At 65.7% G+C, this 18,029-nt stretch carries 18 protein-coding genes; 13 read left to right on the plus strand and 5 right to left on the minus strand.

Features of this window, described 5'->3' with window-relative positions:
- Window positions 1–5 precede the first annotated feature (5 nt).
- Window positions 6–887, plus strand: coding sequence for an enoyl-CoA hydratase/isomerase family protein (locus tag ABQF13_RS23870; RefSeq protein WP_448395277.1), 882 nt, complete (start codon window positions 6–8; stop codon window positions 885–887).
- Between the two features lie 80 nt (window positions 888–967).
- Window positions 968–2,143 carry a thiolase family protein gene (locus ABQF13_RS23875; protein ID WP_448395278.1) on the plus strand — a complete coding sequence of 392 codons (1,176 nt, stop codon included), beginning with the start codon at window positions 968–970 and terminating at the stop codon, window positions 2,141–2,143.
- A 59-nt stretch (window positions 2,144–2,202) separates the two neighbouring features.
- On the opposite strand, the gene ABQF13_RS23880 is transcribed toward ABQF13_RS23875, so the two are convergent.
- Window positions 2,203–2,931, minus strand: coding sequence for a TetR/AcrR family transcriptional regulator (locus ABQF13_RS23880; protein WP_448395279.1), 729 nt, complete (start codon window positions 2,929–2,931; stop codon window positions 2,203–2,205).
- A 238-nt stretch (window positions 2,932–3,169) separates the two neighbouring features.
- On the opposite strand from ABQF13_RS23880, the gene ABQF13_RS23885 reads away from it, so the two are divergent.
- From ABQF13_RS23885 to ABQF13_RS23935, 11 genes are all read left to right on the plus strand, one after another.
- Window positions 3,170–3,931 (plus strand): crotonase/enoyl-CoA hydratase family protein, encoded by a 762-nt coding sequence (locus tag ABQF13_RS23885; protein WP_448395280.1) that lies wholly within the window; start codon window positions 3,170–3,172, stop codon window positions 3,929–3,931.
- A gap of 7 nt (window positions 3,932–3,938) precedes the next feature.
- On the plus strand, window positions 3,939–4,736 hold the full coding sequence (locus ABQF13_RS23890) for an SDR family NAD(P)-dependent oxidoreductase (protein WP_448395281.1): 798 nt from the start codon (window positions 3,939–3,941) through the stop codon (window positions 4,734–4,736).
- 11 nt (window positions 4,737–4,747) lie between these two features.
- Entirely contained in the window at window positions 4,748–5,755 is a 1,008-nt protein-coding gene (locus ABQF13_RS23895) for a dihydrodipicolinate synthase family protein (protein ID WP_448395282.1), read from the plus strand.
- Between the two features lie 84 nt (window positions 5,756–5,839).
- Window positions 5,840–6,688, plus strand: a complete 849-nt coding sequence (locus ABQF13_RS23900; protein ID WP_448395283.1) for an enoyl-CoA hydratase — start codon at window positions 5,840–5,842, stop codon at window positions 6,686–6,688.
- Window positions 6,685–7,893, plus strand: a complete 1,209-nt coding sequence (locus ABQF13_RS23905; protein ID WP_448395284.1) for an amidohydrolase family protein — start codon at window positions 6,685–6,687, stop codon at window positions 7,891–7,893. The genes ABQF13_RS23900 and ABQF13_RS23905 overlap by 4 nt, the downstream gene beginning before the upstream one ends.
- A gap of 4 nt (window positions 7,894–7,897) precedes the next feature.
- Window positions 7,898–9,505 (plus strand): acyl-CoA synthetase, encoded by a 1,608-nt coding sequence (locus ABQF13_RS23910; protein WP_448395285.1) that lies wholly within the window; start codon window positions 7,898–7,900, stop codon window positions 9,503–9,505.
- On the plus strand, window positions 9,502–10,332 hold the full coding sequence (locus tag ABQF13_RS23915; RefSeq protein WP_448395286.1) for an amidohydrolase family protein: 831 nt from the start codon (window positions 9,502–9,504) through the stop codon (window positions 10,330–10,332). The genes ABQF13_RS23910 and ABQF13_RS23915 overlap by 4 nt, the downstream gene beginning before the upstream one ends.
- Before the next feature lie 2 nt (window positions 10,333–10,334).
- Complete coding sequence (locus tag ABQF13_RS23920; RefSeq protein WP_448395287.1) at window positions 10,335–11,390, plus strand: acyl-CoA dehydrogenase family protein; 1,056 nt, start codon at window positions 10,335–10,337, stop codon at window positions 11,388–11,390.
- Window positions 11,390–12,571, plus strand: coding sequence for an acyl-CoA dehydrogenase family protein (locus ABQF13_RS23925; RefSeq protein ID WP_448395288.1), 1,182 nt, complete (start codon window positions 11,390–11,392; stop codon window positions 12,569–12,571). Before ABQF13_RS23920 ends, ABQF13_RS23925 begins: the two co-directional genes overlap by 1 nt.
- A 103-nt stretch (window positions 12,572–12,674) precedes the next feature.
- Window positions 12,675–13,697 (plus strand): NAD-dependent epimerase/dehydratase family protein, encoded by a 1,023-nt coding sequence (locus tag ABQF13_RS23930; protein WP_448395289.1) that lies wholly within the window; start codon window positions 12,675–12,677, stop codon window positions 13,695–13,697.
- Window positions 13,694–14,200, plus strand: a complete 507-nt coding sequence (locus ABQF13_RS23935) for a nuclear transport factor 2 family protein (RefSeq protein WP_448395290.1) — start codon at window positions 13,694–13,696, stop codon at window positions 14,198–14,200. The genes ABQF13_RS23930 and ABQF13_RS23935 overlap by 4 nt, the downstream gene beginning before the upstream one ends.
- On the opposite strand, the gene ABQF13_RS23940 is transcribed toward ABQF13_RS23935, so the two are convergent.
- The 4 genes from ABQF13_RS23940 to ABQF13_RS23955 all read right to left on the minus strand — a co-directional run bounded on the left by ABQF13_RS23940 (window position 14,177) and on the right by ABQF13_RS23955 (window position 17,937).
- Window positions 14,177–15,001: an alpha/beta fold hydrolase gene (locus ABQF13_RS23940; RefSeq protein ID WP_448395291.1), complete on the minus strand. Its 825-nt coding sequence runs from the start codon at window positions 14,999–15,001 to the stop codon at window positions 14,177–14,179. The two genes, ABQF13_RS23935 and ABQF13_RS23940, sit on opposite strands and share 24 nt — an antisense overlap.
- A 159-nt stretch (window positions 15,002–15,160) precedes the next feature.
- Window positions 15,161–16,309 (minus strand): thiolase family protein, encoded by a 1,149-nt coding sequence (locus tag ABQF13_RS23945; RefSeq protein ID WP_448395292.1) that lies wholly within the window; start codon window positions 16,307–16,309, stop codon window positions 15,161–15,163.
- Window positions 16,310–16,385: 76 nt separating this feature from the next.
- The gene (fmdA, locus tag ABQF13_RS23950) at window positions 16,386–17,642 is read right to left on the minus strand and encodes a formamidase (RefSeq protein WP_448395293.1); all 1,257 of its coding nucleotides are present in this window, start codon (window positions 17,640–17,642) and stop codon (window positions 16,386–16,388) included.
- Between the two features lie 10 nt (window positions 17,643–17,652).
- Window positions 17,653–17,937: an FmdB family zinc ribbon protein gene (locus ABQF13_RS23955; RefSeq protein ID WP_448395294.1), complete on the minus strand. Its 285-nt coding sequence runs from the start codon at window positions 17,935–17,937 to the stop codon at window positions 17,653–17,655.
- Window positions 17,938–18,029: the final 92 nt, after the last annotated feature.

Below are 18,029 nucleotides of genomic sequence, written 5' to 3' on the forward strand. Positions count from 1 at the left end.
CCACGATGACGACCACCGGCGACGACCGCGTCCTGTTCGACGTCGAGCACGACAAGCGGATCGCGACCATCACGTTGAACAATCCGTCGCAGCGCAACTCCTATGACGCGGCGATGCGCGAGACGGTCGGGCGCTGCCTGGATCAAGTGGCCGAGGACGACGACGTCGTCGTCGTGGTGCTGCGCGGCGCCGACGGCGTGTTCTCCACCGGCGCCGATATGAACAACGCCTACGGTTGGTACGGCAAGGCCGACGGCGGCGAGAAGGCGCCTGCCAAGGGCAGACCCAGCCAACGCCGCCGGTTGGCGGTGGACCGCAAGTCTTTTGGCTTCTACCACAACCTGATGGGCTTTCCGAAGGTGACGGTCGCCGAGGTCAACGGCTACGCGCTCGGCGGCGGCTTCGAGATGGCGCTGATGGCCGACATCGCCGTCATCGCCGCCGACGCCAAGATCGGCATGCCCGCCACCCGGTTCCTCGGGCCTGCGCTGGGCAGCCTGCACATGTTCTTTCACCGGCTCGGCCCGGTGCTGGCCCGCCGACTGCTGTTGACCGGCGACATCATCGAGGCCGGCACCATCGAGCACCTCGGCGTCTTCACCGACACCTGCGCGCCGGAAAAGGTACAAGCGCGGGCCCGGTACTGGGCGGAGAAAGTCGCCAAGATGCCCGCGGACGGCGTCGTCATCGCCAAAGAGGCGTTTCGCCTCGTCGAGCAGAGCCAGGCGTATGCCGGGGAGGAAGTCGCGAGCTATCTCTTCCACGCCTACGGCACGAACCTGCAGTTCGCGCCGGGTGAGTTCAACTTCGTCAAGACCCGTGCTCAGCACGGCACCAAGGAGGCCTTCCGGCTGCGTGACGAGCACTTCCAGGTACCGGAACCCTGAACACCACCCCGACCTACCGGTCGTGATACATAAGCTACTATTTTTGTAAAGCCGTCAACATCCAGCGCGAGGATTTTCACATGCCCACACCCGTCATTGTCGGTGCCGCCAGGACAGCGATCGGTCGCTCGTTCAAGGGGACCCTGGTCAACACCCCACCCGAGACGCTGATCACGACGGTGTTGCCCGAGGTGGTGCGTCGCTCCGAAATCGATCCCAAGAACGTCGATGACATCATTTTCGCCGAATCCCATTACGGGGGAGGCGATCTGGCTCGCTATGCGGCTACCGCGACGGGCATGGACCACGTCCCCGGCCAGTCGGTGAACCGGCATTGCGCGGGCAGCCTCACCGCGATCGGCAACGCCGCCGCCCAGATCGGGTCGGGGATGGAGCGCGCGCTGATCGCCGGTGGGGTGCAGTCGCTGTCGATGACGCCGCTGACCAACCAGCGCATCCCGGGACCTGAGCTGAAGTTCGAGGAGCGGTGGATGCCGCCGACGCACGTCGAGACGCCCGACGCGCCGTGCAAAGACATGTCGATCACCGTTGGCTGGAACACCGCGCAGTCGGTCGGCATCACCCGCGAGGAGATGGACGCGTGGGCCGCGCGGTCGCATCAGCGTGCGATCGCCGCGATCGACGCTGGCAAGTTCGTCGATGAGATCGTGCCGCTGAAGGTGCAGCAGTTCGACGGATCGGTGATCGAGTTCAGCGTCGACGAGCACCCGCGCCGCGACACCACCGTGGAGAAGTTGGCCGGGTTGAAGGTGCTGCACCCCGAGATCGAGGGCTTCTCGATCACCGCGGGCAACAGCAGTGGCACCAACGACGCCGCCGCGGCGGTGGCATTGGTCGACAGCGCCTTTGCCGACGCCGAGAACCTGACCAAGATGGCGACCGTGAAAGCTTGGGCCGCAGCGGGTGTCGCACCGCGCGACTGTGGGCTCGGCGCGGTCAAGGTCATCGGCAAGGTGCTCGACCGGGCCGGCCTGAAGCCGTCCGACGTCGCGCTGTGGGAAATCAACGAGGCGTTCGCCTCGGTGCCGATCGCGGCGTGCCGCGAGTACGGCATCGACGAAGAACTGGTGAACTTCTCCGGAAGTGGTTGCAGCCTCGGCCATCCGATCGCCGCCTCGGGCGCGCGGATGGTGACCACCCTGGTCTACGAACTGCAGCGACGCGGCGGCGGCATCGGGGTGGCCGCGATGTGCGCGGGCGGCGGCCAGGGCGGCGCGGTCGTCATCGAAGTTTAGACTTCGGTGCGCAAACCAGCGCTGAGCGATGGTTAGCGCACCGAAACCACCCGGCCGGCTTAGCGTCTCTTCTTGGCGGGCTTGGCGTTGTTCGCGTCGATCAGCCGCTCGGCGTGGTCGAGGATGCACTCGAGGCTGAACTCGAAGTTCTTCTCGTCGGCGGCGCCGATGTGGTGGCCCTTCTCGGTCACCAGGGCCAGCAGCGGTGTGCTGTCCGCATCGATCGACATGGTTTCCTCGATGTCGCTGGGCCCTTCGTTGGCCGCCCGGTTCTTGTCGCGCAACCGCTGCAGTACCACCGACCCGCGCACGTGGACCGACACCGCGGAGTAGGTGTCGAAGGCCTCTTCGGGCGACAGACCCGCCTCGACCAAACTCGCGATCGCCTTCTCGACCTCTTGTACACCGAGTTTCGCCGTGCGGGGGCTCAGCGCGGACCGGATGAGGATCAGATCGCACAGAATTGGGTTGCCCATGAACGTCTTTCGCATCGTGCGCGCGTGGTTGCGCAACGTCTCACGCCAGTCCTTGGCCTCGACATAGGGCGTCGCAAAGACGTACTGGCGCAACGCGCGGTCGGTCATCGCGTTGAGCAGATCGTCTTTCTTGCGGAAGTACCAGTAGATGCTCGTGACGCCGACGCCGAGGTGCTTGCCGAGCAGCGGCATGGAGAGGTTGTCGATACCGACCTGTTCGGCCAGCTCGAAAGCGCCCTTGATGATGTCCTCTGGGTTGATGGACCCGCGCTCACGTCGCTGACGCTTCTCGGCGGTCGCCTGCCTTGCCACGAAGGGCACCTCCATCGGAAATCAGCCGCGCACGCAGCCCCCCAAAAGTGGGGTGGTGGACCTGAATGTACCGGCAGCTTGCGCTGATCTGCGTCTTAGCAGGTGTGTCGCTGCTCGGCCGTTACCGTCAACCTTACCGGGAGCCATCCCGTCGGCGGCTCCCAGCGCTATTTCGCTGTTCTACTGTAAGACCTATAGTAAGCTTTTCCAGCTGGGTTGGTGAACCGAAAGGCCAAGGGTGTCGGACGAAATTCGCACGGAGCGCCGAGGGCGTGTTCTCGTCATCACGATCAACCGACCGGATGCGCGCAACGCGGTCAACCTGGCGGTCAGCCAAGGTCTGGCCGACGCGGTCGACGAACTCGACGCCGACAACAACCTCTCGGTCGGTGTGCTGACCGGCGCGGGCGGCAACTTCTGTGCCGGCATGGACCTCAAGGCCTTCGCAGCCGGTGAGCAGGTCGCGATCCCAGGTCGGGGCATCGGGTTCACTGAACGCCCGCCACGTAAACCGCTGATATCGGCCGTCGAGGGCTACGCGCTGGCCGGCGGCACCGAGGTCGTCCTCGCGACGGATCTGGTGGTGGCCTCCCGCGAAGCCAAGTTCGGCATCCCCGAGGTCAAGCGTGGCCTGGTGGCCGCCGGCGGCGGGCTGTTGCGGCTGCCGCGACGCATTCCATACCAGAAGGCGCTCGAACTGGCGCTCACCGGTGACAGTTTCACCGCCGAGCAGGGCGAGGCGTGGGGATTCGTCAACAAGGTGACCGAACCGGGCGGCGCGCTGGAGGGCGCGATCGAACTCGCCGAGCGCATCACCGTCAACGGACCGCTGGCGGTCGTCACCACCAAGGAGATCCTGGTCAAGTCGGCGGAGTGGAGTGAGGAGGAGATGTGGCAGAGGCAACTCGAGCACATCATCCCGATCTTCACGTCCAACGACGCCAAGGAAGGCGCGCTGGCGTTCGCCGAGAAGCGCCAGCCGAACTGGACCGGTACCTGACCGCGACATGGATCTCGGTCTGAAGGACGCAGCCGCCGTCGTGGTCGGCGGCGGACGCGGCATGGGTTTCGCGGCGGCACGTTGTCTGGCTGAGGACGGGGCGCGCGTCGCGGTCGTCGGCCGCACCAAGTCCGTGCTCGACGAGGCCGCTGACACCTTGAGCCGGTGCGGAAGTCCCGAGGCGGTGGGGTTGGTCGTCGACATCACCGACGATGACGCCGTGCAGCGGCTGTTCGACGACGTCGGCCGGCGGTGGGGCGGCGAGCTCAACGTACTGATCAACGCCGTCGGCCCCGACGCGGTCGGCGCGTTCGAGGAGCTGACCGACGACCAGTGGCGCGCCGCGTTCGACGGCGGTCTGATGGGCATGGTGCACTGCGTACGCTCCGCGCTTCCACTGTTGCGCAGCGCGGAATGGGCTCGGATAGTGAACTTTTCGGCGCACTCCACCCAACGTCAAAGCGTGGTCCTGCCCGCTTACACCGCCGCCAAGGCGGCGCTGACGAGCGTCTCCAAGAACCTGTCGCTGCTGTTGGCTCGCGACGAGATCATGGTCAACGTCGTGTCGCCGGGCAGCATCGCCTCCGAGGCGCTGGTGGGCTGGGCGGCCTCCGTCGGCGTCGACGGCAACGATCCGTACGCGTTGATGGCCGCCATCGACGAGCACTTCGGACATCCGGCCCACTTGCCCCGAACAGGCCGACCGGACGAGATCGGCCCCGTCGTGGCGTTTCTCGCGTCGAGACGCAACTCCTACATGACCGGCGCCAACGTCAACGTCGACGGCGGCAGCGACTTCACATAATGAGGTGAGCTATGGCGACTGCCAGCCAGGCGCGCGACTGGGCGCGAGAAGCGTTGCGCGGCATCGGTAATTCGCTCTACACCCCGTTCCGCGGCACCGACGGTGACGACATCGACTGGGACGCCTACCGCACGTTGGTGCGCTACTGCGTCGGTGAACTGGGACATCCGATGCTGTGGTGCACCAGCGGGATCGCCGAGTTCTGGTCGCTGACCACCGGCGAGCGAAAACGTCTGTTGGAAGTGGCCATCGAGGAGGCCCGCACCGTCAACCCCGATGTCGTGGTGCAAGCCTGCACCGCCGCGACGTCGGCCAAGGACTGCCTGGAGTTGACGCTGCATGCGCAGCATGCGGGCGCCGATATCGTCTATATCCAGACGCCGATGATGGAAACCCACGGCGGCGAAGGGGTGCTGCGGTTCTTTCGGTACATCGCCGAGCGCACCGATATCGCGCTCGGCATGTTCAACTCGCCGTCGTCGGGCTACGTTCTGACACCGGCGGAAAGTGCCCGCGTCTATGCCGAGATCCCCGCTGTCTGCGCAACCAAGGAAGGCGCGTTTCGGCCGGCGGCCAGCCGGATGCTGCACGAGTTGGCGCCCGGCCTTGCGGTGTGGGAGTGCGACAAGATGGTCTACCGCGCCGGCTGGCTGCGCGAGGGTATCGTCTGCCCGGCCCAACTCGGAACCGCCGCATACCTGTACGAAACCCCGCAGCACCGCCCGTTCTCCGCGTACTGGGACCTGATCGTCAACGGCAAGCTGATCGAGGCGATGGACTATGCGCGCGAGTCCGGGATGGACCGGTTCGAAAGCGAAGTGAGTTCCTGGTTCACCTGCTATCCCGGCCGCCCCGACTACTTCACCCACTGGGGAGAAGCGTTCAAGTACGCGGCCTCGGTGCTGGGTCTGCCCATCGGTTCGTACCCGCATTCGCGCCCACCCCAGGCGAAGCTGCCTGCCGAGGCGAAGGCCCAGATCGATGCAGCGTATCGACGGTACGGACTGGTCGACCCGTAACCGGCCCGACCTTGCAGAAGGCACTACCGATAGATGTACAGTATGTCCATACACCAAGCTCGGACGGCTTGAGAAGGAGTGCGGGTGAGCGTTGGAGACCACGTCGCGCAACCCGTCGCGGCCGAGCCGGTGCGCTACGAGGTCCGTGACAGCGGCGTCGCGGTCCTCACGCTGAACCGGCCGGAGCGGATGAACGGCTGGGGCGGTGGCCTCGCCTCCACGTTCTATGCCCGGCTCGACGACGCCGAGGCCGATCCGGCCGTCCGCGCGATCGTGGTCACCGGCAGCGGCCGGGCGTTCTGCGCGGGCGCCGATATGGGCGATCTGACGTCCATCAGCGCCGCGACCGTCGACGCCGCAGCGGATACCGACGTCGGCCAGCTCGTCGGCGCACGCCATCCCCACTTCCTGATGACGGTGCGCAAACCCGTCGTCGCGGCCATCAACGGCGCATGCGCGGGCATGGGGCTGACGCTGGCGCTGGCGTGCGATGTACGGTTCGCCGCCGACGGCGCCAAGTTCACGACGTCGTTTGCGCGACGCGGGTTGATCGCCGAATACGGTATCTCCTGGATACTTCCGCGCATCGTCGGACACGGCGTCGCGATGGATCTGTTGTTGTCGGGCCGGGTGTTTCTCGCCGACGAAGCCGCGCGGCTCGGACTGGTCAGCGGCGTCGTGGCTCCCGAGGATCTGCTGTCGCACGCTGTCGGCTACGCCGAAGACATCGCGGCCAACTGTGCGCCGAGTTCTCTGGCGGTGATCAAGCAACAGGTGTACGCAGACACTATGCGCAGTGTCTTCGAGGCAAGCGATGACGCGGAAAAGCTGATGCACGAGTCGATGCAACGGCCCGATTTCCTCGAGGGCATCACGAGCTTCTTCGAGAAGCGCGCACCCAACTTTCCGCCACTGAAGGGAGAGGGACGATGACCCTGGACTACCGGGCGATCGACGTCGACAACCACTACTACGAACCGCTGGACGCGTTCACCCGCCACCAACCCAAGGAGTTCCGCAGCCGCGGTGTCCAGATGGTGCAGGACGGCAAGCGGACCCTGGCGGTGTTCGGCGGTGTGGTCAACCACTTCATCCCCAACCCTTCGTTCGACCCGATCATCGAACCGGGCTGCTTGGACCTGCTGTTCCGCGGCGAAATACCGGAAGGTGTCGACCCCGCGTCGCTGATGAAAGTCGACCGGCTCGCCGATCACCCCGAATACCAGAACCGCGACGCGCGGGTGGCGATCCTCGACGAGCAGAACCTCGAGACCGTCTTCATGCTGCCGACCTTCGCCTGCGGTGTGGAGGAAGGCCTCAAGCACGACGTCGAGGCCACGATGGTGGCGATGCACGCCTTCAACCTGTGGTTGGACGAGGACTGGGGCTTCAACCGTCCCGACGGCCGCATCCTCTCTGCCCCCATCATCTCGCTGGCCGACCCCGAAAAGGCCGTCGAGGAAGTCGAATTCGTGCTCAGCCGCGACGCCAAGATCGTCTGCGTGCGCCCCGCGCCGGTGCCCGGGGCGGTACGACCACGCTCGCTGGGCGACCCCATGCACGACCCGGTGTGGGCGCGGCTGGCCGAAGCCGGCGTCCCGGTGGTGTTCCACCTGTCGGACTCCGGATACATGGCGATCCCCGCGCTGTGGGGTGGTAGCGGCGTGTTCAAGGGCTTCGGCAAGCGTGATCCGCTCGACATGGTGATCATGGATGATCGCGCCATCCACGACACGCTGGCGTCGATGATCGTGCACCAGGTGTTCACGCGCCACCCCAACCTGAAGGTGGCCAGTATCGAGAACGGCTCCTACTTCGTCTACCGACTGATCAAGCGGCTCAAGAAGTCCGCCAACACCGCGCCGTACCACTACAAGGAAGACCCGGTCGAGCAGCTGCGCAACAACGTCTGGATCGCGCCCTACTACGAAGACGACGTGAAACTACTCGCCGAGACCATCGGGGTGGACAAGGTGCTTTTCGGATCGGACTGGCCGCACGGCGAGGGCCTGGCAGATCCCATGGATTTTACCGCCGACATCCCGCAGTTCCCGGAGTTCAGCGCAGAAGACACCCGAAAAGTCATGCGTGACAACGCACTTGAATTGCTCGGGGCGAATGTTCGGGCTGGCGTCTAAAACTATGGCGCAGTGGACCATCGGCGCGGTGCTCGACGCCATCGCCGACACCGTGCCCGACCGGCTGATGACGGTCTGCGGCGCACGCCGAAGCACGTTCGGGGAGTCCGCACAGCGCACGCGGCGGCTCGCGAACCACCTTGCGGGCCGCGGGTTCGGGGCGCACCGGGAACGCGACGAACTGCAGAACTGGGAATGCGGACAGGACCGCGTTGCGCTGCTGATGCACAACGACCTGTATCCCGACATGGTCATCGGCTGTCTCAAGGCGCGCACGGTGCCGGTGAACGTCAACTACAACTACGCCCCACGCGAGGTCGCCGAGCTTTTCGACTACCTTCGGCCCAGCGTCGTGATCTACCACCAGTCGTTCGGTCCGAAGTTCGCCGACGTGCTGCCGCCGGACTCGGCGCAGCTGCTGATCGTCATCGACGACGGGAGTGACGCGGCACCGCTGCCGGGTTCGGTGCGGCTGGTAGACGCGCTGGCACAGGGGGATACCGATCAGCAGATCAACCCGTCACCCGACGACGTGATGATGGTCTGCACCGGCGGCACCACCGGCAGACCCAAAGGCGTGATGTGGCGGCAAGGCGACACCTACGTCATCTCGATGAACGGCGCCGACCACGAATCCGTCGACGAGATCCACGACAAGGTGCGCCACGGCGGTCAGCCCTGGTTCGCGGTGTCGCCGCTGATGCACGCCGCGGGCATGTGGACCGCGTTCGCGGGACTGCTCAGCGGGCTGCCGGTGATCCTCTACGACCGAACGAGATTCGAGCCGCGCGCCGTGCTGGAGACCGCGCAGCGCGAGAAGGTCGGCTTGATGACGATGGTCGGCGACGCCTACGCCGCCCCGTTGGTGGAGGAACTGCGCCGCGGCTCCTACGACCTGACGTCGATGTTCGCCATCGGCACCGGGGGAGCGGCGACCAACCCCAAACACCAACGGGCGCTGCTGGAGCTGCTGCCGCAGATCACCTTGATCAACGGCTACGGGTCCTCGGAGACCGGCAACGTCGGCTTCGGCCGCAGCCAGCGCGGCGAGCGCAAGGACACCTTCGAACTGCGCGAAGGTGCGTTGCTGCTGTCCGCCGATCACAGCCGGTTTGTGGAACCCGGCGACGACGAGGTCGGGTTCGTCGCACGCGGTGGGCGCATACCGCTGGGCTATTTCGACGATGCGGAGGCCACCCGCAAGACGTTTCCCGTCGTTGCCGGTAAGCGGGTCGTCATCTCCGGAGACCGGGGGTCGTTGGCCGCGGACGGCACGCTGGTGTTGTTCGGCCGCGACGCGCTGGTCGTCAACACCGGCGGTGAGAAGGTGTTCGTCGAAGAGGTCGAGGAGGTGCTGCGCGCCCACCCCGGCGTCGAAGACGCCTTGGTGGTGGGTCGGCCCAGCGAGCGGTGGGGCGAAGAAGTCGTCGCGCTGGTCGCTTCCCGTGACGAGACCGAAACCACCGCACTTCATGACCACTGCACATCGCAGTTGGCCCGGTTCAAGGCACCGAAGGAGTTCATCTTTGTCGAGGAGATCCGACGTCTGGGCAACGGTAAACCGGACTATCGGTGGGCGAAAAGCACAGTGGCGCAGCAGGTGAACGTGTGAGCCAGAAAGCGATTGACTGCCTTGTCAACGTGCACTTCGGGGAGACCCAGCAGCAGCCGACCTGGATGCTCAAAGTGCGCGACGACTACTTCAAGGGCCCGGAGTCGATGTTTTCCCCCGTCCACCTGTCGGAGCTGATCGACGAGATGGACGAGCAGGGCGTGACCAAGGCGATCCTGATGGACAGTATCGCCAAGCCCTCAGCCACCGCCCGCAAGTTCGTCGAGGCCGAACCCGACCGGTTCGCACTGGCGATGGGCGGGGTGAACCTGCTGCGACCCATCCCGTCGCTGAAAGAACTCGCGGCGATCGTCAAGGACCTACCCGTCGCCTACACCGCTGTGGGGCCGAGCTTTTGGGGTGACGGCCAGTATCCGCCCAGCGATGCCGTCTACTACCCGCTGTACACCAAGTGCGCTGAACTCGACCTGCCGTTGTGCATCAACACGGGCATCCCCGGCCCGCCCATCCCGGGTGAGGTACAGAACCCGATCCACCTGGACCGGGTGTGCGTGCGGTTCCCGGAACTGAAACTGTGCATGATCCATGGCGCTGACCCGTGGTGGGACGTCGCGATCCGGCTGTTGATCAAGTACCAGAACCTGCGGCTGATGACATCGGCATGGTCACCCAAGAGGCTGCCCGACAGCCTCTTGCACTACATGCGCACCCGCGGACGCGACAAGGTGATCTACGCGTCGGACTGGCCGGTGCTCAAGATGCGCCGCCTGGTCCCGGAGGCGCTGGCCCTCGACCTGCCCGCCGAGGTGCTCGACAACTACCTGTACCACAATGCTCAGGAATTCTTCTTCGGACGGGAGAGCTGACGATGGACCGCTTTGAACTCCGCAGGCTCGATTACAGCCTGTCCGAGGACCACCAGGCTCTGCAGGCCGCTTACAAGGACTTCTTCAAAACCCATTGTTCGATCGAGACCGTTTGGGCCGCTGAGGTTTCCGGGTTCGACAAGAGCCTGTGGGAGCGGATGTGCGCGATGGGCGCGACCACGATGGCGCTGCCGGAGGCATCGGGCGGTGATGGTGCGACGCTGGTCGACCTGACATTGGTCGCCGAGGAGATCGGCCGATCGCTGGCCCCGGTTCCGTGGATCGACCACGTGTGCACGGCACGGTTGCTCGGTCGCCTGGACGCACTGGAACCCGACATCCTCAACGGCACCCAACTGGCGGGGCTGGACCCGCAGCACGACAGCGCATCCGGGCTGCGACTGGTACCCAGCGGGTCCGTCGCCGACCACATCGTCGTGCGCGACGGCCCCGATTCTCAGGACATCGTCCGGCTCACGTTCGACACCCGCCCCGCCAAGGTCGACAACATCGGCCGGCTCCCGATGGCCTGGGTCGACCCGGCGGCCGCCGACGACCGGACGGTGTTGGCTAGCGGCGCCGACGCGCTGGCGGCCTACCAGCGTGCCCTCGATGAATGGCGGCTGTTGACCGGCGCGGCGCTGGTCGGGCTCGTCGAGGAGACCATGACCATCGCGGCGGAGTTCGCCAAGACCCGGTACACGTTGGGGGTGCCCATCTCGACCCTGCAGGCGATCTCGCATCCGCTGGCCAACATCGCGATCACCGTGCAGGCCGGTCGCAACCTGGCCCGGCGGGCAGCGTGGTTCCTCGACAACGAACCGCATGAGCGCCGGGAGCTCGCGCCGTCGGTGTACGTGTTCATGGCTGAGGAGGCGGCCAATGCGGCCACCATGGCTGTGCATGTCCAAGGCGGACTCGGTGTTTCGGCAGAAGCCGCAGCAACGGCGTATCTCGTTCGGGCGCGCGGCTGGGCATTGGCAGGCGGTGACCCCGGCATCACCGCCAAATACATCGCCGGCATCGTCGCCGCACGCGAAAGCGGGGAGGCCAAGTAATGGATTTCTCTCGGGTTCAGTTGACCGAGGATCAACAGTCGTTCCTCGACGAGGCGCGGGCCTTCCTCAAAGAGGTCGTCACCGAGGACGTCATCCGCCGCGACCGCGAAACCGGGGACAACTTCGACGAAGGCGTGCACCTGGCGCTGGGCGAAGCGGGTTACCTGGCCGGCGAGTGGAAGCCGGAACCCGAAGGCGGCTTCGACCGGGTCCGGCGCCGCATCTGGGAACTGGAGAAACGACGGGCACATGTTCCGTGGGTGACGTCGGGCACGACGTCGATGATCGCGCGGTCGGTGGAGAAGTTCGGTTCGCCCGAGCTGAAAGCCGAGGTGTTACCCGGTGTCTTCAGCGGACACGTGCGGCTCTGCCTGGGCTACACCGAACCCGAGGGCGGGTCCGACGTCGCGACGTGCAAAACCCGTGCGGTGCGCGACGGCGACCAGTGGGTGATAAACGGTTCCAAGATGTTCACCACCGGCGCGCACAACTGCCAGTACGTCTTCCTCATCACCAACACCGATCCCGACGCGCCGAAACACAAGAGCCTCACCATGTTCCTGGTACCGCTCGGTTCGCCCGGGGTCGAGATCCAGGGCATCCGCACCATCGACGGTGACCGCACGAACATCGTCTACTACAGCGATGTGCGCGTCGACGACAAGTACCGCCTCGGTGAGGTCAATGGCGGCTGGACGGTGGTGCGCGAACCGCTCAACGTCGAGCACGGCGCGGTCGAAGCCGCGGCCGACGGTCTGCAGGACGTGTCGATCATGATGCACCAGGCGGGTTTCATGGCCGCCGCGGTCGACAAGGCCGCCGCCAAGGTGGCCGAAAAGAACCCCAACGGCCGTCGTCTCCTCGACGACGGATCGGTGGCATACCGGCTGGGCCGCAGCGTGGCCCGATTGGAGGCGTCGCTGTCGGCGCCGAGCATCTTTGGCCGGGTGGCGTTGGCCCAGACGATGCGCGACATCTCCCCGGATCTGATGGACATTCTCGGAAGCGCGTCGGCCCTGCCGCTCGGTACCGATGGCGCCGCGGATGACGGCGCGGCCGAGTACGTCTATCGGTTCGCCCCGCTGGTCGGAATCTACGGCGGCACCTTGGAGGTATTTCGCAATATGATCGCGCAGTACGTGCTCGGGCTCGGCAAGCCCGCGTACGCTGCGGCCAAATAGCCGCGCGCCATTTTCGGCGAGCGGGCGTGTTTGCGGGCGACACGCCGACAAAGTTCGCGACTTTGCGCACCCTCGCCGGAGCCTCGCGGGAGGAGAAGACGCCATGACCGATCCGTCTGGGAGCACCAGCCGTCGGGCCCTGGTGATGGGCGCCAGCGGCTTCGTCGGTTCGCACGTCGTGCGAAAACTCGCCGAACGCGGCGATGACGTCCGGGTGTTTCTGCGCGAGACGAGCTCGACGGTGGCCATCGACGACCTCGACGTCCAACGTTGCTACGGCGACCTTTTCGACGCGGAGGCGCTGCGCGCCGCGATGGCCGACCGCGACGTCGTGTACTACTGCATCGTCGACACGCGCTTCTACCTACGTGATCCCGCACCGCTGTTCGAGACCAACGTCACGAGCCTGCAGCGGGTGCTCGACGTCGCCGCTGACGCCGACCTGCATCGGTTCGTGTTCTGCAGCACCATCGGAACCATCGCGCTGGGCAACGGCAGCCCCGCCACCGAGGACGATGAGTTCAACTGGCATGGCAAGGGTGGTGCCTACATCCAATCCCGCCGAGCGGCAGAGGACATGGTGTTGCGGTACGCCGCCGAAGGCAAGGTGCCCGCGGTCGCCATGTGCGTGTCCAACCCGTACGGGCCACGCGACTGGCAGCCCAGCCAGGGCATGATGGTGAAATACGCTGCGCTGGGCAAGATCCCGATCTACGTCAACGGGGTGGCCACCGAAGTCGTCGGCATCGAGGACGTCGCCGAGGCGTTTCTGCTCGCCGGTGAACGCGGACGCATCGGTGAGCGCTATATCATCTCGCAGACCTACATGCCGATGCGGGAGTTGCTCCAAACCGCCGCGACGGCGGTGGGCGCCAAACCACCGCGGTTCGGCGTACCGCTTGCGGCCATGTACGCCGTCGGCTTCGCCGCCGATGTCATGTCCAGACTGCTGCGACGCGACCTGCCGATCAACGTGACCGGGGTGCGGCTGCTACACACCACCTCGCCGGCCGACCACAGCAAGGCGGCGCGCGAGTTGGGCTGGCAGCCACGGCCGACCGTCGAGTCGATACGGCGGGCCGCACAGTTCTACGTGGACCGCGAGAACGGCAAGCACGGGCCATGAGTGCGGAAGCGCCGCTCGAAATCGAAGCGATCAAACAGTTGAAGGCGCGCTATTGCCGGCTGCTGGATACCAAGGACTGGGCGGCATGGCGGGACCTCTTCGCCGACGATTTCGTCAGCGACACCTCCCCGGCCGGCGGCAAGGTGATCGAGGGTGCCGACGAGTTCGTCGCGTTCACCCGCAAGAGCCTGCGCAACCAGGCCACCGTTCATCAGGTGCATTCCCCGGAGATCGAGTTGATCACGGCGACGACAGCGCGGGGCGTGTGGGCGTTGGAGGATGTGGTCCGGTTCGGCCCGGGGGTGAACCTGCATGGCTACGGGCACTACCACGAAACGTACGAGAAGTTCGACGGACAGTGGCGGTTCACGTCGTCGACGTTGACCAGGCTTCGTGAAGATGTGTTCAACGGCCTTGTCTCGGTGTACATCTCCGCGCGCATCCGCAAGGTCATCGGCGCGGTGACGCGCCGGGTGATGTCAAGAGCGGATGAACTCCAGTAAGTCGGCGTTGATGGTCTCTGCGTGGGTGACGAACGCGCCGTGCGGATATCCGGGATAGGTCTTCAAGGTCCCGTTGGGCAACAGCTTGGCCGACAACGGCCCGGAGTTCTCGTAGGGGACGATCTGGTCGTCGTCGCCGTGCATCACCAGCACGGGGATGGTGATCTTCTTGAGATCCTCGGTGAAGTCGGTCTGCGAGAACGCCACGATGCCGTCGTAATGCGCCTTCGCGCCGCCCATCATGCCTTGCCGCCACCAGTTCTCGATGATGGCCTCGGACGGCTCCACACCGGGCCGGTTGAATCCGTAGAACGGCCCGGACGGCAGTGCGCGGTAGAACTCTGAGCGGTTGGCGGCCAGCTGGGCCTGCAGGTCGTCGAACACCGATTTCGGTAACCCGCCCGGGTTGGCGTCGGTCTGCACCATCAGTGGCGGTACCGAGCTGATGAGCACCGCTTTGGCTGCGCGGCCCTGGCCGTGCCTGGCCAGGAAGTGCGCCACCTCGCCGCCGCCGGTGGAGTGCCCGATGTGCACCGCGTCGTGTAGATCGAGGTGCTCGACCACCGCGGCCAGATCGTCGGCGTAGTGGTCCATGTCGTGTCCGTGGTCGACTTGCGCCGAGCGGCCGTGTCCCCGGCGATCATGGGCGACGACGCGGTAGCCGTGCTGCAAAAAGAACAGCATCTGGATATCCCAGTCGTCCGCCGACAACGGCCAACCGTGACTGAAGACGATCGGCTGGCCCGAGCCCCAATCTTTGTAGAAGATGTCGACGCCGTCGCGTGTGGTGATGGTGGGCATGCGGCCCCTTCCTCCGGTGTCCGGGCAGAAGTCTGCCACGCGAAGCGCCGCGGCGCGCGGGTTTACACCGCGACCAGCGCCGGTGCCGTTCCCTTCGCGAGCAGACGCAGATGGTTGCGTCGCGGCGGGAAAATGCAACCTTCTGCGTCTGCTCGCGGGTTAGGTGGTGAGGACCGTGGCCGCGGCAGTACCCGGAGCGCCATAGAGTTGCGCGAAGCCGACCTTCGGTTCGCCGGGCACCTGGCGATCACCGGCCTCGCCGCGCAGTTGGCGCACCAGTTCATGGATCTGACGCAGCCCCGAGGCACCGATCGGCTCACCGTTGGCGATCAGCCCGCCGTCGGTGTTGACGGGCATCGTGCCGCCGATTTCGGTGGCGCCGTCGGCCAGCAACTTCTCCTGGTCACCGTCGGCGCAGAACCCGCACTCGGCCATGTGGATGATCTCCGCGCCGGCGTCGGTGTCCTGCAACTGGATGACGTCGACGTCACTCGGTGCGACACCGGCCTTTTCGAAGGCGGCGCGCGCCGCGTACACAGTAGGCGCGACGTCCTCCTCGACGGGCGCGAACGTGGTGTTGACCTCGTAGGCGCCGTAGCGGCGGGTGCGCACCTCGACCGCGCGCAGATACACCGGTTTGGGGGTGTACCGCTCGGCGATGTCGGCGCGGCACATGACCACGGCCGCGGCGCCTTCATCGGGTGCGCAGAACATGTACTGGGTCAGCGGATAGTTCAACATCGCCGAGTTGAGGATCTGATCCTCGGGGATCGGCTTGCGGCGGAACGCATTTGGGTTGAGCGCACCGTTGCGGAAGTTCTTGGCGGCCACCTTGGCCAGCGTCTGCTGGGAGATGCCATGGTCATGCAGGTACTTGTTGGCCTTCATGCCGAAGAACTGAGTGGTCAGGTACTGGCCGTTCTCGGCGTACCAGCTCGGCATCCCGACAAGTGCGGGATCCTCGGTGAACGCGCCGCGCGGATGCTTGTCCAGGCCAATCGCGATCCCGATGTCATAGTCTCCCAACCGGATTCCGTCTGCACACACCTTGGCTGCGCTGGCCGCCGTCGCGCACGCGTTGAAGACATTGGTGAACGGGATGCCCGACAGCCCCACCATGCCCACGATCGCGTCGGGGTTGGCCACCGTCCAGCTACCGCCCGTCGCGAACTGGATGTCCTTCCAGTGAATGCCGGCGTCGTCGACGGCGGCGAAGATCGCGTCGACGCCCATCTCCATCGCGGACTTGCCCTCGAACCGGCCGAACGGGTGCAGGCCCACCCCGATGATCGCGACATCGTTCGACATTAAGGGTTCCTCCGTTGGTCTGCGGCCGGCGGGTCATACCAACGGTAAAGATTACAGTATCACCAGTGGTTCGGTGTCAGCTCGACGCCGCGTGCGGGGCGCCGATACCCGGGTCGATCCGCGCCGGTCCTGCCGCGGTCGGCACGATCGGGAAGTCGAAGATCGCGGTGGGTAGGTACACCGTGGCGCATGAGTTCGGGATGTCGACCACACCCGAGAAGCGGCCCTCGATGGGTGCGGCGCCCAGCAACAGGAACGCTTGTTCGGGGCTGTAGCCGAACTTGGTGAGGTAGTTGATGGCATGCAGGCACGCCCGCTGGTAGGCCAGCTGCGAATCGAGATAGCGCTGTTCGCCTTCGAGCGTCACCGAGGTGCCGGAGAACGACAACCATTCGGAGTACTGCGGCGGGGTGTTGCCCGGCATGAAGATCGGATGCTCGCTGACCCCGTACGTCTCCATCCCGCCGGGGATCACGTCGACCCGCAGGTCCAGAAAGCCGCCCATCTCGATGGCGCCGCAGAAGGTGATCTCGCCGTCGCCCTGTGAGAAGTGCAGATCGCCGACCGAGAGGTGGCCGCCGTCGACGAACACCGGGAGAAACACGCGGCTGCCCCGGGTCAGGTTCTTGATGTCCATGTTGCCGCCGTTTTCTCGGGGCGGCGCGGTGCGCGCGGCTTCGGCGGCGGCTCGGTCGAATGCGTCGCCGGTGAGGGTGCCGAGAACCGCATTGGTGGGTTCCGGCGGAAGTGCCAACGGCGGCAACCGGTCTGGGTCGGTCGCGATCAGCGCGGCCTCACGGGTGTTCCACTTCCCGAGCAGTTCCGGTGACGGTGCCGTACCCATCAGCCCGGGGTGGGTGATGCCGGTGAACTCGACACCCGGTACGTGGCGTGAGGTCGCCTTCTCGCCGGAGAAGTCCCACACCGCTTTGTAGGCGTCCGGGAACTGATCGACGAGGAAGCTGCCGCCGTTGCTCTTGGCGAAGATGCCGGTGTATCCCCAGCCCTGGCCGGCCAGCGGTCCGGAGTCTTCCTGCGGCAGGGGGCCGACGTCGAGGATGTCGACGATGAGCAGGTCTCCCGCCTTCACGCCTTCGACGGCGATCGGGCCCGACAACGCGTGCACTTTGCTCATCGGCGCGTTGAGGATGTCCTCGGCGGAGTCGTCATTTTGGATCGCTCCGTCGAACCACTCGCGGCAGTGGACGCGAAACTCGTCGCCTTTCTTCACCGTCACCGCCGCGGGGATGTCCGGATGCCACCGGTTGTGACCGGTTACCTGCTGGTCAGTGAACTTCTTGGTGGAGTCGAGGGGAAACAGCAGCTCGGGCATGAGAGGTCCTTCAGGGTCGTGGGAGCTTGCGGTGAAGCGGATTGGTGGTGATCGTTTGCCGTCGTGGCGCCGGCGGCGGGGCGGTGACCACGGCTGGCTGGTCAGCCGTCGCGCGGGTGGCGTCGTGCAGCGCCATCGCGGTGCTGCCCGCCCGCCCGAGGTGTGGGGACGCGATGGCTCTTCGCGCCTCACCCATGCATTGCGGGCATTCGACGACATCAGGTCGGGACAGCATCGAATGCATCTTTTCGACGGTGCTGCAACAGGTTTGGCACCGGTAAACGTAGAGAACCATTCATCTCCTCACCGTGGATCGACACGGCGCGGAGAACTGCGCAGCGGTGCCGACCTGATGATGGTTCCCGGGTAGCGGTGGCCTAAACCCCT

The sequence above is a fragment of the Mycolicibacterium sp. XJ879 genome (assembly GCF_053483935.1).